The sequence below is a fragment of the Pseudomonas sp. PONIH3 genome (assembly GCF_002934345.1).
GTDB classification, from domain to species: Bacteria; Pseudomonadota; Gammaproteobacteria; order Pseudomonadales; family Pseudomonadaceae; genus Aquipseudomonas; species Aquipseudomonas soli.
Map to the genome: position 1 here is coordinate 1349561 of NZ_CP026386.1, position 24580 is coordinate 1374140.

At 64.9% G+C, this 24580-nt stretch carries 18 protein-coding genes and 1 pseudogene; 10 read left to right on the forward strand and 9 right to left on the reverse strand.

The window, feature by feature from the left end; translation table 11 throughout:
- Positions 1-3189 precede the first annotated feature (3189 nt).
- Complete coding sequence (locus C3F42_RS29800; RefSeq protein WP_256586311.1) at positions 3190-4326, forward strand: RHS repeat-associated core domain-containing protein; 1137 nt, start codon at positions 3190-3192, stop codon at positions 4324-4326.
- A gap of 97 nt (positions 4327-4423) precedes the next feature.
- A complete protein-coding gene (locus tag C3F42_RS06110; protein ID WP_158659538.1) occupies positions 4424-4627 on the forward strand; it encodes a cold shock domain-containing protein in 204 nt (67 codons plus the stop codon).
- Positions 4628-4711: 84 nt separating this feature from the next.
- Here the strand turns inward: C3F42_RS06110 and C3F42_RS06115 are convergent, their stop codons facing one another.
- Entirely contained in the window at positions 4712-6385 is a 1674-nt protein-coding gene (locus C3F42_RS06115) for an AMP-binding protein (protein ID WP_094010507.1), read from the reverse strand.
- A gap of 279 nt (positions 6386-6664) precedes the next feature.
- On the opposite strand from C3F42_RS06115, the gene C3F42_RS06120 reads away from it, so the two are divergent.
- From C3F42_RS06120 to C3F42_RS06135, 4 genes are read left to right on the forward strand one after another with little or no spacing between them, the layout of a single operon-like run.
- Positions 6665-7828 (forward strand): isovaleryl-CoA dehydrogenase, encoded by a 1164-nt coding sequence (locus tag C3F42_RS06120; RefSeq protein ID WP_023631987.1) that lies wholly within the window; start codon positions 6665-6667, stop codon positions 7826-7828.
- 19 nt (positions 7829-7847) lie between these two features.
- Complete coding sequence (locus tag C3F42_RS06125) at positions 7848-9455, forward strand: carboxyl transferase domain-containing protein (protein ID WP_094010508.1); 1608 nt, start codon at positions 7848-7850, stop codon at positions 9453-9455.
- Between the two features lie 3 nt (positions 9456-9458).
- On the forward strand, positions 9459-10268 hold the full coding sequence (locus C3F42_RS06130; protein ID WP_094010509.1) for a gamma-carboxygeranoyl-CoA hydratase: 810 nt from the start codon (positions 9459-9461) through the stop codon (positions 10266-10268).
- The gene (locus tag C3F42_RS06135) at positions 10265-12220 is read left to right on the forward strand and encodes an acetyl/propionyl/methylcrotonyl-CoA carboxylase subunit alpha (RefSeq protein WP_104444184.1); all 1956 of its coding nucleotides are present in this window, start codon (positions 10265-10267) and stop codon (positions 12218-12220) included. Before C3F42_RS06130 ends, C3F42_RS06135 begins: the two co-directional genes overlap by 4 nt.
- A gap of 133 nt (positions 12221-12353) precedes the next feature.
- Here the strand turns inward: C3F42_RS06135 and C3F42_RS06140 are convergent, their stop codons facing one another.
- Positions 12354-13061, reverse strand: a complete 708-nt coding sequence (locus C3F42_RS06140; protein ID WP_031316878.1) for a S24 family peptidase — start codon at positions 13059-13061, stop codon at positions 12354-12356.
- An 89-nt stretch (positions 13062-13150) separates the two neighbouring features.
- On the opposite strand from C3F42_RS06140, the gene C3F42_RS06145 reads away from it, so the two are divergent.
- The 3 genes from C3F42_RS06145 to C3F42_RS06155 all read left to right on the forward strand — a co-directional run bounded on the left by C3F42_RS06145 (position 13151) and on the right by C3F42_RS06155 (position 15665).
- Positions 13151-13465 carry a DUF6124 family protein gene (locus C3F42_RS06145; protein ID WP_023632873.1) on the forward strand — a complete coding sequence of 105 codons (315 nt, stop codon included), beginning with the start codon at positions 13151-13153 and terminating at the stop codon, positions 13463-13465.
- A gap of 432 nt (positions 13466-13897) precedes the next feature.
- Complete coding sequence (locus C3F42_RS06150) at positions 13898-14413, forward strand: DUF4880 domain-containing protein (protein WP_104445286.1); 516 nt, start codon at positions 13898-13900, stop codon at positions 14411-14413.
- 103 nt (positions 14414-14516) lie between these two features.
- Positions 14517-15665 (forward strand): M14-type cytosolic carboxypeptidase, encoded by a 1149-nt coding sequence (locus C3F42_RS06155; RefSeq protein WP_023632070.1) that lies wholly within the window; start codon positions 14517-14519, stop codon positions 15663-15665.
- A gap of 13 nt (positions 15666-15678) precedes the next feature.
- On the opposite strand, the gene C3F42_RS06160 is transcribed toward C3F42_RS06155, so the two are convergent.
- The 7 genes from C3F42_RS06160 to C3F42_RS06190 all read right to left on the reverse strand — a co-directional run bounded on the left by C3F42_RS06160 (position 15679) and on the right by C3F42_RS06190 (position 22000).
- Positions 15679-16647, reverse strand: coding sequence for a spore coat U domain-containing protein (locus C3F42_RS06160; RefSeq protein WP_094010511.1), 969 nt, complete (start codon positions 16645-16647; stop codon positions 15679-15681).
- Positions 16644-18977, reverse strand: coding sequence for a fimbria/pilus outer membrane usher protein (locus C3F42_RS06165; RefSeq protein ID WP_177410846.1), 2334 nt, complete (start codon positions 18975-18977; stop codon positions 16644-16646). The genes C3F42_RS06160 and C3F42_RS06165 overlap by 4 nt, the downstream gene beginning before the upstream one ends.
- A 68-nt stretch (positions 18978-19045) precedes the next feature.
- A complete protein-coding gene (locus C3F42_RS06170) occupies positions 19046-19822 on the reverse strand; it encodes a molecular chaperone (protein WP_038705773.1) in 777 nt (258 codons plus the stop codon).
- Positions 19823-19856: 34 nt separating this feature from the next.
- A complete protein-coding gene (locus C3F42_RS06175) occupies positions 19857-20360 on the reverse strand; it encodes a spore coat U domain-containing protein (RefSeq protein ID WP_023632358.1) in 504 nt (167 codons plus the stop codon).
- A 3-nt stretch (positions 20361-20363) separates the two neighbouring features.
- Complete coding sequence (locus C3F42_RS06180) at positions 20364-20897, reverse strand: spore coat U domain-containing protein (protein ID WP_023632357.1); 534 nt, start codon at positions 20895-20897, stop codon at positions 20364-20366.
- Positions 20898-20914: 17 nt separating this feature from the next.
- On the reverse strand, positions 20915-21448 hold the full coding sequence (locus tag C3F42_RS06185) for a spore coat U domain-containing protein (RefSeq protein WP_038707477.1): 534 nt from the start codon (positions 21446-21448) through the stop codon (positions 20915-20917).
- Between the two features lie 24 nt (positions 21449-21472).
- Positions 21473-22000 carry a spore coat U domain-containing protein gene (locus C3F42_RS06190; RefSeq protein WP_094010513.1) on the reverse strand — a complete coding sequence of 176 codons (528 nt, stop codon included), beginning with the start codon at positions 21998-22000 and terminating at the stop codon, positions 21473-21475.
- A gap of 294 nt (positions 22001-22294) precedes the next feature.
- Here C3F42_RS06190 and C3F42_RS06195 point away from each other — a divergent pair.
- Positions 22295-24573 (forward strand): annotated as a pseudogene (locus C3F42_RS06195) (ATP-binding protein).
- Positions 24574-24580 lie beyond the last annotated feature (7 nt).

Sequence of the window (24580 nt, forward strand, 5' to 3'; positions counted from 1 at the left end):
CGTTTCGAACTGCTGCGCGGCGTAGCCTCTGAGCAGGATCACTGGCTGGCCTTCAGCACCCGCAGCGACCAGAAAAAAAGCGACACGCATCGGTTGACCAAAGGCTACCGCTATACGGGCGCTGGGGATGAGTTTGCCGAACTGTTATACGCCATGACGGCCGGCGCTGACAGCGACGAGCCTGTGGTGAGAGGGGGGGGAGTGCTGATCGAACGCCAACATGAACTGCTGGCGTGGTTCTTCAATAAGTCAGATAACGCCGATCGCCCGAAACTGGCCGGCTGCATCACCCGGCTGTTGGCCAACATTCCCCACTCCGAACGCGAGGCACTGGGGCGCACGGTGGAAGTAGCCACGCAGGAAGAAGACCTGAACGGCAACATCCAGCGCCTGCACAAGAGCGACGAGCACACGCTTTACCGCTGCTACTACACCAAGGCCGGCGACAACCTGATCACGCTCAGCAAACTGGCAGGGTTGAAAGACCTCCCCACGCTAAAATGCCCCTTCATTCCGGACTATGCCGCCGCGCCGGTCATGGCGGAGTACCAGTGCGATCCATTCGGCAATCCCAAGGGTCTGCGCCTGTTCGGCTACCGCAAGGTCCAACGTGGCACTCGTGACATGCTGGAGCAGGCCGAGGTGGTCGTGATCGAGGGGGTCAAGGCTCAGCTCAAGGACGATCGGCTCGACGCCGACGCCACTTGGACGCTTGTCGGCGCCTCCTCACCGCTACTGTGGCGCCAGCGCAGCACCGAGGTCTCGGTAGTCAGCGCCAAGACAGCGCAAAGCAAAGTCATGCAGTGGTCGGTCAAAGATACCCAGGTCACTCACCTTGGCCAACTGAAGTTCGAGCTGAAGAACCTCCAGGCGTTCGAGGACAACCCGAATAACGCTGGCATCGTGGTCAGCGTAAGCGCCACCACCGAGGCCGGCACCGAAACGCTCAGCAAGGAACTGCGCTCACGCCATGCCCGGCGGCGCTTGGAACAGGTGGAGCAAGGCAAAGAAGTGCACTGGCAATACGATGCGCTGGGCCGCGTGACCCAGGAGACGCACTACCTGCTCAAGGCAGGCGGCAAGGGCAAGGAAAAGGACCAGAAAGCTGACGAGCAGACTGCCACCACCTATTCGGATGACGGCAAGATCGCCACCCACACCCATGCCAGCAAGGACGTCAGCCGCAGCTACCTGGATGGCTTGCAACGGGTTTGGCGCCGCGAGTGGCGCAAGCACGGCACCCAGCACTATGTCCCGCTGGAGCAATGCAGCCTGCAAGGCCTGGATGCATCGCAGTTGCTGGCCAGTTGCAGCTGGGACTACCTGCCTGGCGGCCAGGCCGTGATAGAGATGACCCCAGAGGTGTGGGCCATGGGGCCTCAAGCCTGGACGCGGGCACAAGGCGGTCTTGATGGGCCTGGCATGCGTAGCCTGCTGCAAGCCATGGCCAAGGACAAGGCCCCCGCAACGCAAAGCGCTCTGGTATTTGAAGCGCCGGGAACCCAGAACATCACCAGCCAGTGCCTGGTCGAACAGGGGCTGGATGATCAGTGCTTGTTCCAACGCAAAACCGATTACTCCTACCGCAAGGATGGCACCTTCGAGCAAGTGGATCGCCTGACCGACCCTGCTGGCAACACCAAGATGCAATTGCTCCGGCATTTCGACAGTTCGGGGCACGTCATCAAGTACCAACGCACTCTGGGCAAGCAGACCGATACCTATAACCTTGAACGGGACGCCTTGGGCCGGGTTACCCAGCTCACGCGCCCCGACAACTCCACCGTCGCGTACAGCTACCATGGCCTGAGCAACCACGCCACGCAGCTCAAGGTAGACAGCAAGGTGGTAGCAACACAGAAAGTGAGCAACGTCAGTACGCTGACGTCGCGCACCGTGGGCAAGCGCGCCTATGGTTTCACCGACACGACGGTTACCTTGCCCGACAAGACCATCCTCACCACTGCACAAGACGCCAAGGGCATGAGTTTTAAAGACCAGAAGCGGGCCCTCTCCAGCGTTACTCACGAGGACAACACGCTGACCTTGTCCTCGGACGCCAGCGACACCGCGATGTCCAGCGGCTGGACGCAGGCCTACCGTGACGAAAACCTGCCCGGTCGGCAGCAGGTTGAGCAAACTTCGCCACGCGCCACGCGCCAGGGCTACCGCTGGCAGAGCCTGCGTGGCCAGACACTGGCTTCGCTGCGCGCCGACGGCCACTGGCAACGGGAGTTCACCGATCGCCTGGGCCGGGTGCTGCGCACGTGCCAGGACCACGAGGAAGTACTGCATCGCTATGACGCACTGGGGCGCTTGCAGTCGCGTCAAGCCCAGGCACTCAAGGCTGGCGGCCGCTGGCAGGTATTCAGCGAATACGATGGGTTTGGCCAGGAAGTGACACGGCGCTTCCTGAGCAACGGCATCGAATGCTTCAAGCAGTGCCTGACCTGGCGCGGCGATGGCCGCCTGGCGAGCAAAACCAGCTATGAAAAAGGCACCCAACTGCGCGCCGAGCACTTCACCTACGACGCGCTTGACCGCCTGCAGAAGTATGAATGCAAGACCAGCGCCGCCGAGCATTGCCCGCAAGACTGCCAGGGCACGGCGGTCAAGGCCCAGGACTTCACCTGGGATGCCATGAGCAACCTGACCCAGTGCGTTACCACTGGCTTTGACGACAAGAAGCACACCGAGGACCTGGCCTATGCCGAGGCCGATCCGACCCAGCTGACAGGCGTCACCCGCGGCAAGGCCCCCCAAGAGGTGAAATGGAACAGCAATGGCTACCTGACCGACGCAGGCCAGCACTGCTTCAGCTATAACGCCGCCGGCCAGCTCGACAAAGTCCACGACAGCGAGAACAAGCTCCTGGCCCGGTACGAATACGACGGCAGCCAGCGCCTGGCGGCGCAGTACCTGGAGGCCGACAAGAGCACCCACGAGCTGCGCTACGACGGCGATGAACTGATTGGCGAGCTGCGTTACGACCAGGCCGGCAAGGTCAGCCAACGCACAAGCCTGAGCCGCGGCCTGGCGCAGTATGATGAAAACGAGGTGCGCTGGCTGATCGACGATCCCCAGGTCGGTGTCGCCGGGCAGGTCAAGGACGGTAAGCTGGAGCTGGCTCCGCTGCTGCCGTTCGGCGAGGGCAAGGCAGTGACCGGCCTTGTCAACGGCTACAACGGCATGCGCCGCGACCCCCTAACCGGCCACTACCACGCCGGCAACGGCTACCGCACCTACGACCCGGCCCTGCGCCGCTATGCCCAGCCTGACTGGCTCAGCCCGTTTGGTGAAGGAGGCGTCAACGACTACGCCCACTGCCCGGACCCCGTCAACCTGCACGACCCCAGCGGCGCCATCATGCTCAGTCGTTGGGACCAGGGAAAACAACTTGCGTCGTATCAACAGGCGCTGCAGGACACCCAGAAAATGCCGGTCGGCGGCCGCTGGCGAGGCCTGGCGTTCTCGGCATTGGTGGCCGTGGTGGGCGCGGTGCTGACCCTTTTCACCGGGGGCATGTCGGCGATCGTGCTGGGGTTCGTCACGGCGATGAGCGTGCTGTCGTTCGCCTTCGAAGTGGCGGCGGTGTTCACAGCAGACACGAACCCTGAACTATCCAGGAAATTGAGCATCGTTTCGGTCGCCACAGGGGTGCTGAGTACCTTGGGCTTCTCCGGGTTGTTCAAGCTTGGCTTTAATGGGCTGAAACTCATGGCAAGGGGGGCCAAGCTGCTCGGCAAAGGCGCCAAGGTGGTGTGGAACGCTGGCAAGACCTTTGCCCGCTACGGATTCAAGGGGTTGTCTGGCGCCAGACGCGCGGCCCGGGCGGGCGGCCGAGTGAGTACTTATGCCGATGAACTGCTGCGGGGAAGTGGGGTGTCCGGGGAGGTAGGTGGCCTTTGGCGGCGGGCGAAATCTCACCTGACAGGGACTGTTGAAATCTATACGAAGACCAACTTCGCAAATGCAGGCGCCATTGGAAAAATTGGCAGCTATATGCAAGCCAAGGGAATGCACCTCCCCCTGGTTAGCCGCCACCTGCCGACCCACCTCTCGCAGTCTGCCGTCTACGCGGCCGACATTGTCGGCAACGTACTTGACGCCAACCTCCTGCAAGGCACGATCCTGTCCAGCACCGGCCTGGAAGAACAGCGCCTGGCGCTGCTGGCGGAGGAACAGCCCGAGCGGGGGGCTGGGGGCCCGATCAGTGTACGGAACGCTGGGGATTCAACATCCGCGCGGGTCCCCCGACTTCCATACGTGGGTACAGTACGGCACAGGGTGCCACCGGCCACGCAGGGCGTGAGATTCTGGTGGTGAGCTTGCCCGCGGCTTGACAGTAGCCCGCGCAGCAGCGTTTTCCCAGCCCCGCGCTGGGGAAGCGCATCCGTAGGCAATGCCAACGAAGGTGGCAATCATGAGCGATACAAAGGGCAAGACCGGAAAAGTGGTGGAGTTCGATGACCACGAGGGCTACGGTTACATCGACTACAAACATCAAGGCACACGGGTGTACCTGCCCAAGGATCAGGCCGCGGGCCTGGAGGATGACGTCGAGGTGATTTTCGACATCAGACTGGTGGGAAACAAGCCGTACGCCATCAATGTGAGGCGCAAATAGACCCCGGCGTGCTGTAGCGTGCCCCGCTTCAAGGCGCGGGGCACGTTCACTCGAAAGCATCGACCAGTGCCCTCGCACGCCAGATCATCTGCCGCCGATTTGCGCGACGCTGATCTCGCGCATGCGAAACTTCTGCACCTTCCCCGTCACCGTCATCGGGAATTCATCGACAAAGCGGAAGTGCCTTGGCGCCTTGAAATGCGCCAGCCTAGCCTTGCACCACTGCTGCAACTCATCCGCCGTAGCGCTGTGCCCCGGGTGCAGGCGAATCCACGCCACCACCTCCTCGCCGTACTTGCTGCACGGAATCCCCACCACCTGCGCCTCGGCCACCGCCGGGTGGGTATGGAAGAACTCCTCCAGCTCGCGCGGATAGATGTTCTCGCCGCCGCGAATGATCATGTCCTTGTTGCGCCCGACGATCCGCACATAACCGTCGTCGTCCATCACCGCCAGATCGCCGCTGTGCATCCAGCCGGCCGGGTCAATGGCGTCATGGGTGGCCTGGAAGTTGTCCCAATAGCCGAGCATCACGCTGTAGCCGCGGGTGCACAGCTCGCCGATCTCGCCTTGCGCGACGATGCGCCCGTCGGCATCCACCAGCTTGGTCTCCAGATGCGGCTGGGTGCGGCCCACGGTGGTCACGCGCAACTCCAGGCCATCGTCGGGGCCGGTCTGCAACGACACCGGGCTGGTCTCGGTCATGCCGTAGGCGATCTGCACCTCGGCCATGTGCAACTGGTCGATCACCTTGCGCATCACCTCGATCGGGCAAGTGGCGCCGGCCATGATGCCGCTGCGCAGGCTGGAAAGGTCCATGGCCTGACGTGACGGATGGTCGAGCATGGCGATGAACATGGTCGGCACGCCATAGAGGATGCTGGCACGCTCCTCGGCCACGGCGCGCAGGGTCAGCTCCGGGTCGAAGGCGTCGTTGGGGTAGACCATGGTGCTGCCGTGGGTGATGCAGCCGAGGTTGGCCATGACCATGCCGAAGCAGTGGTACAGCGGCACCGGGATGACCATGCGGTCGCGCTCGGTCAGGCCCAGGCTCTGGCCGACCATGTAGCCGTTGTTGAGGATGTTGTAGTGGCTCAGGGTCGCGCCCTTGGGCGCGCCGGTGGTGCCGGAGGTGTACTGGATGTTCACCGGCTGGTCGAACTGCAGGCCCTGCTGTCGCGCCTGATAGGCGTCAACATCGACTGCCCCTGCCCGCCCGGCCAAGGCGGCCCAGGGCAGGAAGCCTGAAGGCGGCTCGGCGGCCAGGCTGATCACGCCGCGCAGGTCGGGCAGGCGTTCACTGGCCAGTTCGCCCAATGCGTGGCTCGCCAGATCCGGCACCAGTTCCTGCACCATCGCGTGGTAGTCGGAGGTCTTGAAGGCATCGGCGCACACCAGCCAGCGGCAACCGGACTGACGCAGCACGTATTCCAGCTCACCCACCCGGTAGGCCGGGTTGATATTGACCAGGATCGCGCCGACCTTGGCGGTGGCCAGCTGCAGGATGCACCACTGGGCGCAGTTGGGCGCCCAGATACCGACCCGCTCGCCCTCCTCCACCCCAAGCGCCATCAGCGCCCGGGCCTGCACATCGACCTCGGCGGCCAGCTCGCGCCAGCTGTAGCGCAGGCCCTGGTGGCGCACCACCAGCGCCTCGCGCTCGCCGTGGCGGGCGACGGTGGCATCGAAGGCCTGGCCGATGGTCAGGGTCAGCAAGGGGTGGTCCTGACGGCCGCGGGTATAGCTTGGTTGAGGCATGGTGATCCCTTCTTGTGGTTGTTCTGGGCATGACTGAAGCAGGCGGCAAATACTCTGGCGCAGATTTACGTTTACGTAAAGGTGACGATGCGATTGACAGCCCCGGACGGCAGGTTTACGTTAACGTCAACCACGAGCACCGACCCTGTGGGAGCGGGTTTGCCCGCGATGAGGCCGGACCAGACAACATCGCTGGCCGTTCTGACGGGCATCGCGGGCAAGCCCGCTCCCACAGGGTCGGTGCAGTACCTCGAATTTCAAGAACAACAAGGTGCCCCCATGCATTACCCCAGCCTGAACTTCGCCCTGGGCGAGACCATCGACATGCTCCGTGACCAGGTGCGCACCTTCGTTGCCGCCGAGCTGGCGCCGCGCGCCGCGCAGATCGACCATGACAACCTGTTCCCTGCCGACATGTGGCGCAAGTTCGGCGACATGGGCCTGCTGGGCATCACCGTGCCGGAGGAATACGGCGGCGCCGGCCTGGGCTACCTGGCCCACGTGGTGTCGATGGAAGAGATCAGCCGGGGCTCGGCGTCGGTGGCCCTGTCCTACGGCGCCCACTCCAACCTGTGCGTCAACCAGATCAACCGCAACGGCACTCACGAGCAGAAGCTCAAATACCTGCCCAAGCTGATCAGCGGCGAGCACATCGGCGCCCTGGCCATGAGCGAGCCCAACGCCGGCTCCGACGTGGTGTCGATGAAACTGCGCGCTGAAAAGCGCGGCGACCGCTACGTGCTCAACGGCAGCAAGACCTGGATCACCAACGGTCCCGACGCCAACACCTACGTGATCTACGCCAAGACCGACCTGGACAAGGGCCCCCACGGCATTACCGCGTTCATCGTCGAGCGCGACTGGAAAGGCTTCAGCCGCAGCAACAAGTTCGACAAGCTCGGCATGCGCGGCTCCAACACCTGCGAGCTGTTCTTCGATGACGTCGAAGTGCCGCAAGAAAACATCCTCGGCCAGCTCAACGGCGGCGTGCGCGTGCTGATGAGCGGCCTGGACTACGAGCGCGTGGTGCTGTCGGGCGGCCCGACCGGCATCATGCAGAGCTGCATGGACCTGGTCGTGCCGTACATCCACGACCGCAAGCAGTTCGGCCAGAGCATCGGCGAGTTCCAACTGATCCAGGGCAAGATCGCCGACATGTACACCCAGCTCAATGCCAGCCGCGCCTACCTGTACGCCGTGGCCCAGGCCTGCGATCGTGCCGAGACCACTCGCAAGGACGCCGCCGGGGTCATCCTCTACACCGCTGAGCGCGCCACGCAGATGGCCCTGGAAGCGATCCAGATCCTCGGCGGCAACGGCTACATCAATGAATTCCCGGCTGGCCGCCTGTTGCGCGACGCCAAGCTGTACGAGATCGGCGCCGGCACCAGCGAGATCCGCAGGATGCTGATCGGCCGCGAACTGTTCAACGAAACCCGCTGAGCATAAGGAACGGGCGCACATGGCTACCCTGCACACCCAGATCAACCCGCGCTCGGCGGAATTCGCCGCCAACAGCGCGGCCATGCTCGAACAGGTCCAGGCCCTGCGCGGCCTGCTTGCCCAGGTCAGTCAGGGCGGCGGGCCGAAGGCTCAGGAGCGGCATACCTCGCGGGGCAAGCTGCTGCCTCGCGAGCGTATCGACCGCCTGCTCGACCCGGGCTCGGCGTTCCTCGAGATCGGCCAGCTGGCCGCCCATGAGGTGTACGGCGAAGACGTGCCGGCCGCCGGCGTGATCGCCGGCATCGGCCGCGTCGAAGGCGTGGAATGCATGATCGTGGCCAACGACGCCACGGTCAAAGGCGGCTCCTACTACCCGCTGACCGTGAAGAAACACCTGCGCGCCCAGACCATCGCCCTGCAGAACCGTCTGCCATGCATCTACCTGGTGGACTCCGGCGGCGCCAACCTGCCTCGTCAGGACGAGGTGTTCCCCGACCGTGAGCACTTCGGGCGGATCTTCTTCAACCAGGCCAACATGAGTGCCCTGGGCATCCCGCAGATTGCCGTGGTGATGGGCTCGTGCACCGCCGGTGGCGCCTATGTGCCGGCCATGGCCGACGAAGCGATCATGGTGCGCCAGCAGGCGACCATCTTCCTCGCAGGCCCCCCCCTGGTAAAGGCCGCAACCGGTGAAGTGGTCAGCGCCGAGGACCTCGGCGGCGCCGACGTGCATTGCCGCACCAGCGGCGTGGCCGACCACTATGCCGACAACGACGAGCACGCCCTGGCCATCGCCCGACGCAGTGTCGCCAACCTCAACTGGCACAAGCAGGGCAAGCTGCAATGCCAGGAGCCGATTGCACCGTTGTATGGCGCAGAAGAGCTGTACGGCGTGGTTCCGGCCGACGCCAAGCAACCGTTCGATGTGCGCGAGGTGATCGCCCGCCTGGTCGATGGCTCGGTCTTCGATGAGTTCAAGGCGCTGTTCGGCACCACCCTGGTGTGCGGCTTCGCCCACTTGCACGGCTACCCGGTGGCAATCCTGGCCAACAACGGCATCCTCTTTGCCGAGGCTGCACAGAAAGGCGCGCACTTCATCGAACTGGCCTGCCAACGCGGTATCCCGCTGCTGTTCCTGCAGAACATCACCGGTTTCATGGTCGGCAAGAAGTACGAGGAAGGCGGCATCGCCAAGCACGGCGCCAAACTGGTGACCGCGGTGGCCTGCGCCCAGGTGCCGAAGTTCACGGTGATCATCGGCGGCAGCTTCGGCGCCGGCAACTATGGCATGTGCGGCCGCGCCTACGAACCGCGCTTCCTGTGGATGTGGCCTAACGCGCGTATCGGCGTGATGGGCGCCGAGCAGGCCGCTGGCGTGCTGGCCCAGGTCAAGCGCGAGCAGAGCGAGCGCAGCGGCGAGGTTTTCAGCAGCGAAGACGAGAGGAAGCTCAAGCAGCCGATCCTCGACCAGTACGAACGCCAGGGCCACCCCTACTACTCCAGCGCCCGGCTGTGGGACGACGGTGTCATCGACCCGGCGCAGACCCGCGACGTGCTCGGCCTGGCGTTGTCCGCCGCGCTGAACGCCCCGATCGAACAAAGCCGCTTCGGCATTTTCCGGATGTGACCCATGAGCGAATTCGCCACCCTTGAACTGGTCAAGGACCCTCGCGGCTTCGCCACCCTGTGGCTGAGCCGGGAAGACAAGAACAACGCCTTCAACGCGCAGATGATCCGCGAGCTGATCGTCGCCATCGACCAACTGGGCGAGGACGCCAGCCTGCGCTTCGTGGTGCTGCGCGGCCGTGGCCGGCACTTCAGCGCCGGTGCGGACCTTGCCTGGATGCAGCAGTCGGCGCAGCTGGACTTCAACACCAACCTGGACGACGCCCATGAGCTGGGCGAGCTGATGTACGCCCTGCATCGGCTCAAGGCGCCGACCCTGGCCGTGGTCCAGGGCGCGGCCTTTGGCGGCGCGCTGGGGCTGATCAGTTGCTGCGACATGGCCATCGGTGCCGAAGACGCGCAGCTGTGCCTGTCGGAGGTGCGCATCGGCCTGGCGCCGGCGGTGATCAGCCCGTTCGTGGTCAAGGCCATCGGCGAGCGCGCCGCCCGCCGCTACGCCCTCACCGCCGAGCGTTTCAGCGGCGTGCGCGCCCGCGACCTCGGCCTGCTGGCCGAGGTGTACCCGGCCGCCGAACTGGACGCCCAGGTCGAGGCCTGGGTCGATAACCTGCTGCACAACAGCCCGCAGGCGCTGCGCGCCACCAAGGACCTGTTGCGCGAAGTGGATGACGGCGAGCTGAGCCCGGCCCTGCGCCGCTACTGCGAGAACACCATCGCCCGCATCCGCGTCAGCGCCGAAGGCCAGGAGGGCCTGCGCGCCTTCCTGGAAAAACGCCGCCCTGCCTGGCAAGACAACAAGGAACCGCGCCCATGAGCCGACCCACGCTGACCACCCTGCTGGTCGCCAACCGCGGCGAGATCGCCTGCCGGGTGATGCGCACCGCCAAGGCCATGGGCCTGACCACCGTGGCCGTGCACAGCGCCACCGACCGCGACGCGCGCCACAGCCGCGAGGCTGATATCCGCGTCGACCTCGGTGGCAGCAAGGCCGCCGACAGCTACCTGGTGATCGACAAGTTGCTCGCCGCGGCCAAGGCCAGCGGCGCCCAGGCGATCCACCCGGGCTATGGCTTTCTGTCCGAAAACGCCGGTTTCGCCCGCGCCATCGAACAGGCCGGGCTGATCTTCCTTGGCCCACCGGCCAGCGCCATCGACGCCATGGGCAGCAAGTCGGCGGCCAAGGCGCTGATGGAAGCCGCCGGGGTGCCGCTGGTGCCGGGCTACCACGGTGAGGCCCAGGATCTGGAAACCTTCCGCGCCGCCGCCGAGCGCATCGGCTACCCGGTGCTGCTCAAGGCCAGCGCCGGCGGTGGCGGCAAGGGCATGAAGGTGGTCGAGGAGGAAAGCCAGCTGGCCGACGCCCTGGCCTCGGCGCAACGTGAAGCGCAGTCGTCGTTCGGCGATGCGCGGATGCTGGTCGAGAAGTACGTGCTCAAGCCACGCCATGTGGAGATCCAGGTGTTCGCCGACCAGCACGGCCACTGCCTGTACCTCAACGAGCGTGACTGCTCGATCCAGCGCCGCCACCAGAAAGTGGTCGAGGAAGCCCCGGCGCCGGGCCTGTCCCCCGAGCTGCGCAAGGCCATGGGCGAGGCTGCGGTACGCGCCGCCCAGGCCATCGGCTATGTGGGCGCCGGTACCGTGGAGTTCCTGCTCGATGCCCGCGGCGAGTTCTTCTTCATGGAGATGAACACTCGCCTGCAGGTGGAGCATCCGGTCACCGAGGCCATCACCGGGCTCGACCTGGTGGCCTGGCAGATCCGCGTGGCCTGCGGTGAGCCGCTGCCTTTGAGTCAAGAGCAGGTGCCGCTGATCGGCCATGCCATCGAGGTGCGGCTGTACGCGGAGGATCCGGCCAACGAATTCCTCCCGGCCACCGGCACCCTGGCGCTGTACCGCGAGTCGGCGCCGGGCGAAGGTCGTCGGGTGGACAGCGGTGTCAGCGAGGGCGATGTGGTATCGCCGTTCTACGACCCGATGCTGGGCAAGCTGATTGCCTGGGGGCAGGACCGCGAGCAAGCGCGCCTGCGACTGCTGGCGATGCTCGATGAGTTCGCCATTGGCGGGCTGAAGACCAACATTGCCTTCCTGCGCCGCATCCTGGCGCACCCGGCGTTTGCCGAGGCGGAGCTGGACACTGGCTTCATCCCGCGTCACCAGGATGTGCTGCTACCCCCGCCACAGGCGCTACCGGCGCAGTTCTGGGAGGCCGCCGCCGAAGCCTGGCTGCAAGGTGAGCCAGCGCAACTGCGCCAGGACGACCCTGCCTCGCCCTGGACCTTGCGCGATGGCCTGCGCCTGGGGCTGCCGGCACGCAGCAGCCTGCACCTGCAATGCGACGGACATGAGCAGGCGGTGGCGCTGGAGCGTAGTGCGCCTTCGACGTATCGCCTGGAGGGAGAGCAACTGTGCCATGAGCAGGACGGCCTGCGCCGTCGTCACCTGGCGGTTCGCCGGGGCGGCACGCTGTACGTACAGTGGCAGGGCGAATTGCACGCCGTCAGTGCCCATGACCCGATCGCTGCGGCGGAAGCCAGCCACAGCCACCAGGGCGGCCTGGGCGCGCCCATGAACGGTAGCATCGTGCGGGTGCTGGTCGAGCCGGGACAAGTGGTCGAGGCCGGCACTGCGCTGGTGGTGCTCGAGGCGATGAAGATGGAGCACAGCATTCGGGCGCCCCATGATGGGACGGTAAAGGCGCTGTTCTGCCAGGAGGGGGATATGGTCAGCGAGGGGACAGTGCTGGTCGAGCTGGAGGAGGCGTAACGGCGGCAATGTGTTCGCCGAAAGGGTTGTTTCGCCTATGAGATCGAGCGCCGCGCGGGCGGCGCTCGATCTAGAGAGCGCTGCAAGCCCCCCGCCTGGCACCTCGCAGCCCCAACACGGTCTGCGCGCGAACCTAGAGCACCCCGTGCATCCGCACCACAACGCCAATGAACTCGCACCCTTCCTCGCACACTAGCGTTGGATAGGCATTGTTGAGCGCCTTCAGATACCGCTGCCCACCCTCCTCGGTCAGCTGCCGAAAGATCGCGGACTTGCCAGGCAGCCGGGCAATCACCAGACGCCCCGGCTCGACGGCCACGCCGTCATCGACCAGGATTCGAACCCCTTCGGGCACGCTCCTGCCGCTGGCCGCGCTCATGGTGTCGTTCTCGACCCTCAGCCAGAACGCCTTGCCTTGGGCCAGGTAGTCGGTCTGTTCGAAGACATCGGATGCCTCCTCCTGCTCCTGACCCAACGCGGCCCACTCACGCAGCGGATAGCGGAAACACACGAAGTATTTCGCCTGCCCGTCGTCATCGTCCTCTTCCTCGAGGCCGTAACGCGCCGGCTCCTCACCCACCTGCCCCAACACACGCAGCTGCATGCTGACCTGGTAATGCGGCATGCCCAGCTCGATGAACGTACGGTTCATCGAGTCGACCCGAGGCTGACGGCGCTTCTTCAGCCAATGGCCGATGCTGCCTTGGGAAACCCCAACGCGCTCGGCAAGCTGCTCCTGGGAGATATCGAGCTCCTCGATCCGTTCCCGAACCAGGGCTATCCATTTGTCCATATTCATCGCAGGCACGATACGGACTGACTCCTTGCGTTCAATACACATCAAGTAGTATTTGCCCAAACACATTTAAATACTTTAGGTATTAGAATCGAGCTTCACCTTTCACCTACTGGTATTCGCAGGTAATCAGGATGAACATCTCGAAAGAAACGGAAACAGATCTCGACGAAGAAGCTGCTCGCCGCGCCCTCGATTTCTACCTCAACCCCACGCCCACGCCCCGCGACCTGGAACGTTCGCTGTGGACCCTGCGCGAAGGCGTCAGCAACGCGCAGGCCAGCGAACACGCCATGGCCCTGCTGCGATGCGCTGCAGCCACGGCACAGGAAACCGGCAACCATTTGCAGGGCACGACGCGGGAAGTGGTGTTTGCGCTGATGCACATGATCAACATGGCCCGCGCCCTGCTGGAGCAGTGCCACGCCACGGAAAAGGCAACGATCTGAAGGGAGAACGTGATAGCCGACGAACGGCAAAAGCCCCGATTGCCGGGGACGAGGAGTGCGTCAGGAAGAATTTTTTAGTCAATCGCTGAAAAATCATTTGACTGGCAAATGATAACGATTATTATTGCACTCAGCAGGTCGCGAGACCCGCTGGATAACCTGCAACGTCCTCAGGTCGGACGCTCAGATTATCTCCTCATCAGGCTAATCACGGTTTTTGACCCGGCTTTTTGCCGGGTCATTTTTTTTTGGCTCTTCAGGCTAATGAAGATCGTTTAATGGCAGCGATGATAGCAAAAGTGTGTCAGCACGTGAATGCTCATTACAAATCTTTGCGGAATCAGCACTTGAGAATCAATCTCGTTTAGCCTAAGCTGGCTCTGCATCAAGGAAGATGCCCCCACCCCTTTCCTTATGAGCAAGGAGCTGTCCATGACCCGCCTGCTGCTGCCCCTCGAGCACGATCCGCGCCCTGCCGAACTGCACGCTGAAGACGCGCTACTGCATGCACTAAAGCGCTTGCCGCGCCGGGTCCAGCAAGTTTTCCTGCTCAACCGCCTCGACCAACAGGGCTTTGCCGCCATCGCCGAGCGCCTGGACCTGCCACTGATCAGCATCGAGCGCCACATGAACCAGGCCCTGCAAACCGCCCGCGCCCCCGGCGACGCGCTGGCCAGCATCGCCGGCCAATGGTACGTGCGCCTGCAAAGCCCGCAGGTGACCGCCAGCGAACGCATCGACTTCCGCCGCTGGCTGGATGCCGACCCCGACCACCTGCGCGCCTTCCACGAAACCGAACTGCGCTGGCGCAGCCTGCTCGCCCCGGCGCGGCAATTGGGCCATGACGACTGGTACCGGCAAGGGCGCGCGGCGCTGTCGCTGGGTGGCTGCTCGATTGCCGTCGGGCTTGGTGTTGCTGCGCTTGTGGCGCTGGGGCTGCTGACCTGATTCGCAGGGGCGGACTCATCCACGACTGCGTCAATTAACCTGCGCACCCGCACCACCAGGCGGTGTAGAGTACGGTCACAACAACGCCAACAGGAGGCTGGCAATGACCGTGACGCTCTCCCCGCTGCACATCGACTGCGATTTCGACTCCGGCAACATCCTGGTCCTGGACGCCAGCGACCCTGCCCACGTCCACCTGAACATCCGCAAGGACAGTCACAGCGACCACTTCCAGTGGTTCCATTTCAAGGCCAGCGGCCTGACTCCGGGCCAGGTCCATCGCTTCAGCCTGGACAACGCCCACCAGTCCTCCTACAAGAACGCCTGGACCGGCTACCACGCCGTGGCCTCGTACGACCAGCAGACCTGGTTCCGCGTGCCCAGCCAGTTTGACGGCAAGGCCCTGAGCTTCGACGTCAAGGCCGAACAGCCACAAGCCTGGTTCGCCTACTTCGAGCCCTACCCCCGTGCACGCCACAACCAGTTGATCGAACGCGCCAAGCAGATCCCCGGCGTCGAACTGCTGGCCAGCGGGCGCAGCGTGCAGGGTCGGGATATTCCGCTGCTGCGCGCAGGCAACGGCGCGGCCGGCAAGCGCAAGCTGTGGATCATCGCCCAGCAGCATCCGGGCGAGCACATGGCCGAATGGTTCATGGAAGGTGTGATCGACGCCCTCGAGGCCAATGGCCCGGTCATCCAGCAACTGCTGGCCAAGGCCGACCTGTACCTGATCCCGAACATGAACCCGGACGGTGCCTTCCTCGGACACCTGCGCACCAACTTCAAGGGCAAGGACCTCAACCGCGCCTGGCAGGACGCCAGCGTCGAGCTGAGCCCCGAGGTGTTCTTTGCCCAGAGCCAGATGAAGCTGCATGGCGTGGACGCCTTCATCGATGCCCATGGCGACGAAGAGATCCCCCATGTGTTCACCGCGGCCTGCGAGGGCAACCCCGGCTACACGCCGCGCATCGCCAAGCTGGAAGAGCAGTTCCGCGGCACCCTGTGCAGCCTGACCCCGGACTTCCAGACGAAGTACGGTTACACCCGCGATGAGCCAGGCCAAGCCAACATGACCCTGGCCTGCAATGCCGTGGGCCAGGCCCATGACTGCCTGTCGCTGACCCTGGAGATGCCGTTCAAGGACCACGACGATGCGCCGAACCCGCGCACCGGCTGGTCGGGTGAGCGCTCCAAGGCGCTGGCCGGGGCGGTGCTTGAGACGTTGCTGAAGATGGTCGGCGATCTGCGCTGAGCTACGCCAGCACTCAGAACTGCACATCCAGAATCACGCTGTCGGTATAGGTCGCCGCCGGCGGCGTGGCCTGGTCGGTGTACACCTTGGCGTTGTAGTTGAACACCTGGCTGCCCGTGCCGGTCCCCGCCCCCGGATTCACTTCGGCATCGCTGCTCGAACGCCGCGCCGCGCCCACCGAGCCCCAGCGCACCGCGCCGGCGCTCTTGAAGATGTCATAGGCCAGGTAGTTACTGGCACTGGACTTCATTCGCCGCCGCCCGCCCGCACCATTCTGCCCGTCATCCAGCCCCACCGTGTAGTTGCTGCCCTTGGTGCACGACACGCTCAAGCTCTGGTTCACCGTGCCGAACCCGGCCACCACCGGGGCGCTGGCGAAACTGATGTTGGGCGTGGTGATCTGGCAGTCGTTGCTTACCGTCAGGCTGACATTCAGGGTATTGCTACCACTGCCAATATCGCGCCCCAGGCAGATACTGCCGATGCCGATACCCGAGCAGTAGTTCCAGCTCCAGGCGACGGTCAGCGTTTCCTGGTACAGGCCGGCGGCGACGTTGCTGCCGATCTGTGTACGCAGATAGATCGGTACTGCCTTGGGCGTCGTGCCATTGAGGAGGCCGAGCAGGTCGATGATGCCATTGCGGGCAAAGTCGAAGGCAACGCCCCGGGTGATCGGGTAGTTGACGCTGTTGTCGGCGTACAGGGTGTAGTTGATCACATCGCCGGTCGGGCCGACCAGGCCACCGGAGGCGGGCGTGATGGTTGCGTAGAAGTGGTCATTGCTGGACAGCAGGCTGAGCAGCGAGCCGGTGCACTGCAAGCCGGAATTGGTGGTAGAGGCAGTCTGCACGGTGGTACGTACCAGCGTCGAGTTGACGGTGCCGAACGCTGCTGGCGTGGTGGCCACCGATGAGCACAGTGCCCAGGCCGGGCATGGCGCCAGCAACAGGCCAAACAGCAGGCCGTGCCGTTGAACATTCACTGGCACACCAGCGGACCGATCAACGGGATCGGCCCCTCCCCTTCAGGCAGGTCGAACGCCACCTGGCACTGCCCACCGTCGGCCTTGTCCACCTGCAGGCGATTGTGCGGCGCCAGGTTTTCCAGGTAGACCAGCCCGTCCCAGCCCACCACCGCCTCGAGGCCGCTTTCCTGGTGGCGTACACGGCTGCCCAGCTTGAGCTCCTGTTGATTGCCGTCGACCAACACCAGGCTCGCCGCCATCACACGCTTGAGCGGGAACTCCAGCAGGTAGCCACTGCCACGGCGCACCGCCACTCGCTGTTCCACCTGCGGCGCCAGCACATCGGCGGGCAGGTCCATGGGGTCGATCTCGTATTTGCCGCGGTAATAGCCGCTGCTGTAGGGCACCAGCAAGTGGCCATTGCGGTCAGTGCGGCCGATCTGCTGGTTCTCGTAGCGCACCGGCACGTCGGCGTAGCCGCTGGTGCTGACCACCACAAAGGCGTCGTCGATGCGGTTGGCGGCGAACAGCCCCGCATCCATCAGCACCAGCGAACCGCTGGCGTCGGCCCAGCGGGTCATTTCGCCGCTGCTGCCGTAGGCACCCACCTGCAACTGCACCGACTGCAGGCGCCAGGTCAGGTCGGCCTGGCGGTAGTCGTCGCGGTTGCCGCCAGTGGCATAGCCCAGGTTGTAGCCCAGCCCACCACCCACCGGCACCGCCTGGCTGTAGTTGACCCGCTGCAGGTCCTGGCCGTCCTTGCCGCGCTCGGCGCTGAAGGCCAGCGTGCCGTGCAGGTCGAAGGGGATCACCAGTTGCGCCTGCACCGCCCACTGGCTGTCACCGACCTCACGGTTGGCCGACAGGTACAGGCTGCTGTTGCGCCACAGCGGCTTGCTCCAGCTGAGGTTGATCAGCCGCGTGCGCGTGCCGTCACCAGCGCGCACATCGAAGTAGCCGGCGCCGAGGCTGCCGTAACTGTCCAGGTTCAGGCTCAGGGTCGCCTGCTCGCTGCGCTGGCTCAGGCGCGTGTAGGGGCTGTCGACCCGCGACAGGTCGGCGTAGTCGCCATGGCGCTGCACGCGCTGGTAGTTGAAGCCGATGCGCCGGCTGTTGTACTGGTAGCCCAGCGCCAGCTGCTGGCCTGTATCGCCTTCGAAGCGGCTCTGGGTCACGGCCGCATTGAGCACGCCGAAGGTACCCAGGCGCAGGTTGCCACCCAGGCCACCGAGCATCAGCGACTCGGCGCTCTCGGCATGGGTTTCCACTGTGAAGTAATCGGACAACCCGTGGCGCAGGGTCGCCGAGGCCACACCCGGGCCATAGGCGAAATCGCGCACGGCGTAGTCGCGACGCAGGCTGCCGGCAGCCACCGAGAAGTCCGACAGGCCTTTGGCCAACAGGCTGCTGGTGACATAGAACGGCAAGGTGGTCGACACCTGCCGGCCCAGGGCATCGGTGGTGACCACCACCGCTTCGCCGGCGCCGTTGATGAACGGCACGTTGGTCAGGGTGTAAGGGCCAGGCTGCAACTCGGTACTGCTGCTCTTGTAGCCGTTGATGAACAGGTCCAGCGAGGTCGGCACAGCGGCTTCGCCGGCAAAGGCAGGCAGTGGATAGGTGACCAAGTCGGGACGGGCGCCGAAGTCGCGGGACAGTTGCAGGCCACCCACGCGCACCGAGGTGGTCCAGGGCAGCGCGCCGGTCACCAGGTCGCCAGCCTCATAGGTGAGCAGGCGCTGCTCGTCGGTGTAGCGGAAGGTGCTGTCGTAGCGCAGGAAGCCCTGCCGGCCCTGGGCCTGGGCGCCATTGAACGACTGGCGCCATTGCCCGGTGGTGGAAAAGTTGCCCCAGTCGTCGAACAGGCGCAGCTCGTTCCAGGCGGCCAGGTAGCTGCCGCCCTCATCGGTGTCGTTGAGGTAGGCGTCGTAGTTGAGCAAGGCACCGAAGCTGCTGCGGGCGTCGCTGGCGGGGTAGAGGTTGCGATCACCGACCTGCTGGTCGGGCAGCCAGGCTGGCGGCACCTGCAGCAGCAGGCGCTGGTTCTGGCTGTCATAGTCGCTGTGCAGGCCGGGGATATCGTCCAGGGCCACCTCGCCCTGAGGCTCGCCCGGCAGCCTGACGCCCGCCTCGCGCAGCACCTCGCTGGCCAGGTACAGCCGCCCGGCGCGCTGCTGGACCGGCACCAGCTCAGCCTTTGCCACCTGATTCACCAGCAGGTCGAGGTACAGCGTGGCGTCGGCGATGGCGGCATGTTCCGAGGGCGGCGGCGGCAGCTCGTCGGCCACGCCCAGGCCGGGCCCCAGCACCGCCAGGCCCAGCCACAACCGGTGCGTTGCCACCCGCACCCAGCTCACACACGATTTCCAACCATTACCGGGTCCTCCCTGGCCCCTGTGATCCGTTCAAGCGTGGGTCATTGCCCCTGTTTGATGGCCTGCGCCACCTCCTGGCCGTTGACCCGCCCTTTCAGCACGCTGGCGGCACCCGGCGTGGCCGGTGCCGGCCAGCGCATGCTGGCGCCGGGCAACACATAGCCGAGCAGCCCTTCGACCAATGGCCTGTCCTGGCCAGCCTGCTGCAGCACCACGTCGGTCAGGCGCGCATGCACAGGCCCCGTGTTGCGCAGCTCGACATAGGGCTTGCCCTGCACCGTGACCGCGCGCCAGCTCAGCTGCGGCTTGCCCACGCCTTCGGCGCTGCGCTTGCCCTCCGGGTCGGGCTTGCCCCACAGCCCTTCGCCGTAGACGAACAGCGGCACCGAATAACGCATCTGCAGGCGGATCGCCGCCTTCGGCCCTTCGCTGGCGGCATCAGCCGGCAACGGCGAGGGGATTTCGTCGATGATGATGCGGTACGCCTGCTCCTGGCCCGCGGGCGAACTGCCCGTGCGGGTCAGGCGGATCAGTTGCTTCTGGCCCGCCGGGATATTGGCCACCGGCGGGCTGCCGATTATCTCGCGCTGGGCCTGGAACTGCTCCTGGTACTCGCCCTGGCGCCAGGCGAACACCCGCACCTGCAGGCTGGCCGGCGCCGTGCCACGGTTTTCCAGCCACAGCGCACCGGCCTTCTGGTCGGCCTCCAGCACCGGGTCGATCGGCCAGATCAACACCGAAGTGGCCGCGAAAGCCGGTGCACTGGCCAACAGCAGCAGCCCGATGATCCCACGCGCCCAGTTAACGCCTGCCCCCATGCCCCTCTCCTTCTCTGTTATCCGCAGTAGCCTTTCACCAGGTCACCGTCACTTGCACGACATCGGTGTAGGTCCCTGCCGGCAAGGTGCCGGTCAGGGTGGTACGGCCATAGACCGGCAGTTTGATCGCGGTCGGGTCGCTGTAGCTCACCGCCACGCTGCTGCCGATACCCAGGCTCTGGCTGAAACCGGCATCGCGGTATAGCTGGTAGGCCAGCAATTGCGTACCGCCCGAACGCTTGAGGTTGCGCGTGCCGCTGGCGCTGTTCTGGCCGCCGTCCAGGCTCATGCTCAGGGCCACGCCGGGGGTGCACTGAAACGTCACCGTGCTGCCGCCCAGCGAAGTGCTCAGGGTGGCCGTGGACAGTGCCGAGCTGGTGCCGTAGTCGAGCACGCCATAGGCCGTCACGCCGCCGACGACCAGGCAGCCGGCGACGATCTGTGCCGTCACCTGGAAGGTGCTGGTGGTGACCGCGTGGGCGCCCTGGGTCAATGTCAGGCACAAGCCGACCGCCAGTAGCCGCGCAGTGCCTGGCATGGCTCAGAAACTCAGCTCGACCGCCACCGTGTCGGTGTACACCCCGGCCGGCAGGCCGGCTTTACCCCGGGCCTGGCCATACAGGTTGACGGTCTGCGCCACGCCGGTACTGGTCGGCAGGGTGATGGTGCCGTCGATCGCCAACAGCTGGGTGTGCCCGGCGTCGGTGTAGAAGTCGTAGGGCACGAAATTACCCGCGCCATCGGCCAAGGCCCGGGTCCCGCCGGCGGACTGCGAGTCATGGGCGCCGGCACGTACCTTGATCGTCGGCACCGTGCCTGCCGAGCAGAGAATGCTCATGGCCCCGCCACCACCGCCGAGCACCTGGCCATTGGCGGTGGTGAACAGTGAATCCTGGGTGCCGAAGTTGAGGCTGCCGAAATTCAGCCCGGAAGTGCCACCGCTGCCGTTGACCTGGCAGGCAGCGGTCAGGGTCAGGGTCGAGCTGATGGTGCCGGTTACGGTGGCGGCCTGGGCCTGGGCAGCCAGGGCGAGGCCAAGGCTGGCGAGGATGCAGCGGGTGAGGTGCTTGGGCATCAGAATCTCCTTGCGTGTTACCAGTCCAGGGTCACCCTGAGGGTGTCGCGATACAGCCCAGCGGGCAGCGCGCGCGGTTGCGCGACCACCACGCCGTAGATGGGCACGGGCACTTGCTGGGTACTGCTGATGGTGAAGGTACGGGCCTGGCCGATGCCGTAGCGGCTGTTGCCGCCCGGGTCGATGGCCAGCTGGTAGGGAATGAGTTCGCGGCCGTTGCTCAGGCGGCGCACGCCGTCGCTGCCGTTCTGCCCGGCATTGATGCGCACGCTGAACGCGCGTACCTGGGGCGAACAGCTGATCTGCAGGCTGCCCTCGCCGCCGGCCTCGTCAACCCGGCTGGTCAGGGGTTGGTCCCAGGTCGGCCCCCGCGCACCGAAGTCCATCAACCCCGGGTTGCCCAGGGTGGCCGGTTGCGGGTCGCTGCTGATCTGGCAGGCGGCGCTGATCACCAGGCGCGCCTGGATGAAACCGGTGGTGGTGCCGTGGGCCGCGCCACTGGGCAGCAGCAGCGGGCCAAGGGTGAGCAGCAGGATCGAACCACGGTGCAGCGCGTCCATTAGCATGAAGCCTCCCTACCAGGTGACCGTGACTTTGAGCAGATCGGCATACAGGCCAGCGCGGGGCACCCAGGCCAGCTTGTCGATGCGTGCGTAGAGGGGAAGCTCCACCGAGCCGCTGTCCGGCACCCGCGCCGATTGCGCAACGTCCACCGCTAGCGGCTGGCGCCAGGTGGCGTCGCGGTACAGCCGGTAGGGAATCGTTCGAGCTTGGGCGTCATGGCTTGCCAGATAGCGCAGCTCGCCGACACCGCCGTGCTGGCCGCCATCCACACGCACCTGGTAGGGGGTATCGGGGTTGCACTCCAGGCGCGGCGGGCGCCGGGCCAGCAGCACGCCACTCAACGGCGCATCGGGGCCATCCAGGCGCGCCGCGCTGCCCAGGTCGATGCGCCCCTGCGCCTGCGGGCCGGCATCGCGTTGCTGGTTGACCAGCATGCACCCGCGCTGCACGCGTACCTGCACTTCGACGAGAAAATCCGCTGCCATGGCGTTGCCACTCAACCACAGGCCCAACAGCATGGCCAGCCAGCGCTCAGTCACCGGTCGATCCTTGTGCGTATAGATTGAGCTTGAGCGTAGCAGCGCGATTGGATCCCAGCCGGGCCAGGCCTATCCCTCTTTGGCATTAATGAAAAGGCCAGGGCTGGCAAAATGCCTGGCGATTGCCGCATTCCGGGCTGCTGGGCACAGGTCGCGCACAACCGCGCTACCGGGAAAATTCAGACGCAGCAATGAAACCCTGGCGCCCGCCACCGTTCAAATAACCAGATTCCGGCAAAGCGGCCGCCATTCTGGTACCGTTCATCCGCCACATCCTGTGCAAACGCATGCACCATGCGTGGACGGGCCCTACAGGAGAGTCCCGTGACGACCGACCATAACCCTCTTGACCAGGCGATCGAACGCTGTGCCCAGGAGCCGATCCAGATTCCAGGCAGCATTCAGCCACAAGGCTTCCTCCTGACTGTCGACGACAGCACATTGCGCGTTCTCCAGGCGAGCGAAAACGTCGATCGATGGTTCGGCCTGCCCGCCAGTGAAATCCTGGGGCAATCGTTCGCCGAACTGGTCAGCGCGGACTTCGACCTGCGCGGCCAACTGGACTACCTGCCGGAGGCGGATGTCTTCCCCTTTCATATCGGCGACGTGCGGCTGCGCCAAGGCGCACCTGACCAGCCCCCCCTGCGCGTGCTCGCCCATCGCCATGACCAGGTGTTGATCCTGGAATTCGAGCCCAGTCAGAAAGCCGATGGGGTCTACAAAGGCGACTATTATCCGTTGGTGCGTGCGTTCGTCAGCTCGTTGCACCAGGCGACCAGCATCGAGGAACTACTGCTGCACTCGGTACGCCAGATCAAGCGCATTACAGGATTCGGCCGGGTAAAGGCCTACCGCTTCGATAGCGAAGGCAATGGCACCGTCCTGGCCGAATCAGTCGACCCCGGTTACCCGAGTTACCTGGGCCTGAGCTTCCCGGCCTCCGACATCCCTCGCCAGGCCCGGGAGCTCTACCGCATCAACCGTATCCGCCTGATCGAAGATGCCAACTATCAGCCTTCACCCTTGCTCCCTGCGCTCAATCCCCTGACCGGCAAGCCGCTGGACATGAGTTTCGCCGCGTTGCGCAGCGTGTCGCCCGTTCATTTGCAGTACATGCGCAACATGGGCACCCTGGCCTCCATGTCGCTGTCGATCGTGGTCGACGGACAACTGTGGGGGTTGGTGTCCTGCCACCACGAACGACCGCGGCAAGTGGATGTCCAGACCCGCACAGCCTGCGAATTGCTGGCCAGTGTCCTGTCGCTGCAGCTCGAATCGCGCGAGTCCCACGAGCGCACCCGTACCCTGCTCGACCTGCGCGAACGCATCGTGCGCATGTTGGCAGCGATGGCTGACCATGACAGCGTGAGCCTGGGCCTGCTCGAACAGCCCGAGGTATTGCTCGCGTTCGCCGGGGCCAACGGCGCGGCCATCATCAGCGCTGAACGCTGCGACCTGATCGGCGAGACGCCTACAGCGGCGCAGGTCAATGCCCTGGTGCACTGGCTGGGGCGACGCGGCGACGAGGTGATATTCCACACCGACAACGTGGGCCGTGACATCGAAGAACTGCCGGAGCTCGCAAGTCGAGTCGGCGGTATCCTGGCGGTCGCCATCTCGCAACTCCATTCGCATTACCTGGTATGGTTCCGCCCGGAACAGGCACGCTTGGTCAACTGGGCCGGGCAGCCGGAAAAAGCCATCAGTCCGCAGGGGCATCTGAGTCCACGTCATAGTTTCGACCGTTGGCAGGAAGAAGTACGAGGGTTCAGCGCTCCGTGGGACTCACTCGTCATCGATGGCGTGCTTGAACTGCGCATGGCCGTGTTGGGTATCGTCTTGCGCAAGGCCGAGGAGCTCGCACAGCTGACTGGAGAGCTCAAGCGGTCCAACAAGGAACTCGAAGCCTTTTCCTACAGCGTTTCCCACGATCTGCGCGCGCCCCTGCGCCACATTGCCGGCTACACCGAACTGCTGAACGAGATCGAGGGCGAGCATCTCAGCGAACGTGGTCGACGCTTCCTGTCCCATATCGATGAGGCGGCACGATTCGCCGGCTCGCTGGTGGACAATCTTCTAAACTTCTCGCAAATGGGGCGCTCGGCGCTGCGCTTGGCGGACGTCGATCTCAACACCTTGGTGCACGCCATCCGCCAAGAGCTCGAGCCCGATTACCAGGGGCGCGACATCGTCTGGGCTATCGCTCCACTGCCAGTCGTCATCGGGGATCCGGCGTTCATAAACATGGCCCTGCACAACCTCGTCGCCAACGCCATCAATACACCCGCGGACGCGCCCCTGCGCGAATCGAGATTGGCGCCATGCAACACGAGCAGGAAACCGAGGTGTATGTGCGCGATAATGGCGTGGGCTTCGACATGGCCTATGCCAACAAGCTGTTCGGTGTGTTCCAGCGCCTGCATCGCATGGAAGAGTTCGAAGGGACCGGCATCGGCCTGGCCAGCGTGCGCCGCATCATCGAGCGCCACGACGGCAGGGTCTGGGCTGAGGGCCAGGTCGGCCAGGGCGCCAGCTTCCATTTCACCCTCCCTCGCCATCAACCGTATTCCTGAGGCACTT

Excerpts from the sequence above, each read along its gene's own strand:
- C3F42_RS29800 (WP_256586311.1), top strand. The coding sequence starts at position 3,190 with ATGCGCCGCGACCCCCTAACCGGCCACTACCACGCCGGCAACGGCTAC.
- C3F42_RS06110 (WP_158659538.1), top strand. The coding sequence starts at position 4,424 with ATGAGCGATACAAAGGGCAAGACCGGAAAAGTGGTGGAGTTCGATGAC.
- C3F42_RS06115 (WP_094010507.1), bottom strand. The coding sequence starts at position 6,385 with ATGCCTCAACCAAGCTATACCCGCGGCCGTCAGGACCACCCCTTGCTG.
- C3F42_RS06120 (WP_023631987.1), top strand. The coding sequence starts at position 6,665 with ATGCATTACCCCAGCCTGAACTTCGCCCTGGGCGAGACCATCGACATG.
- C3F42_RS06125 (WP_094010508.1), top strand. The coding sequence starts at position 7,848 with ATGGCTACCCTGCACACCCAGATCAACCCGCGCTCGGCGGAATTCGCC.
- C3F42_RS06130 (WP_094010509.1), top strand. The coding sequence starts at position 9,459 with ATGAGCGAATTCGCCACCCTTGAACTGGTCAAGGACCCTCGCGGCTTC.
- C3F42_RS06135 (WP_104444184.1), top strand. The coding sequence starts at position 10,265 with ATGAGCCGACCCACGCTGACCACCCTGCTGGTCGCCAACCGCGGCGAG.
- C3F42_RS06140 (WP_031316878.1), bottom strand. The coding sequence starts at position 13,061 with ATGTGTATTGAACGCAAGGAGTCAGTCCGTATCGTGCCTGCGATGAAT.
- C3F42_RS06145 (WP_023632873.1), top strand. The coding sequence starts at position 13,151 with ATGAACATCTCGAAAGAAACGGAAACAGATCTCGACGAAGAAGCTGCT.
- C3F42_RS06150 (WP_104445286.1), top strand. The coding sequence starts at position 13,898 with ATGACCCGCCTGCTGCTGCCCCTCGAGCACGATCCGCGCCCTGCCGAA.
- C3F42_RS06155 (WP_023632070.1), top strand. The coding sequence starts at position 14,517 with ATGACCGTGACGCTCTCCCCGCTGCACATCGACTGCGATTTCGACTCC.
- C3F42_RS06170 (WP_038705773.1), bottom strand. The coding sequence starts at position 19,822 with ATGGGGGCAGGCGTTAACTGGGCGCGTGGGATCATCGGGCTGCTGCTG.
- C3F42_RS06175 (WP_023632358.1), bottom strand. The coding sequence starts at position 20,360 with ATGCCAGGCACTGCGCGGCTACTGGCGGTCGGCTTGTGCCTGACATTG.
- C3F42_RS06180 (WP_023632357.1), bottom strand. The coding sequence starts at position 20,897 with ATGCCCAAGCACCTCACCCGCTGCATCCTCGCCAGCCTTGGCCTCGCC.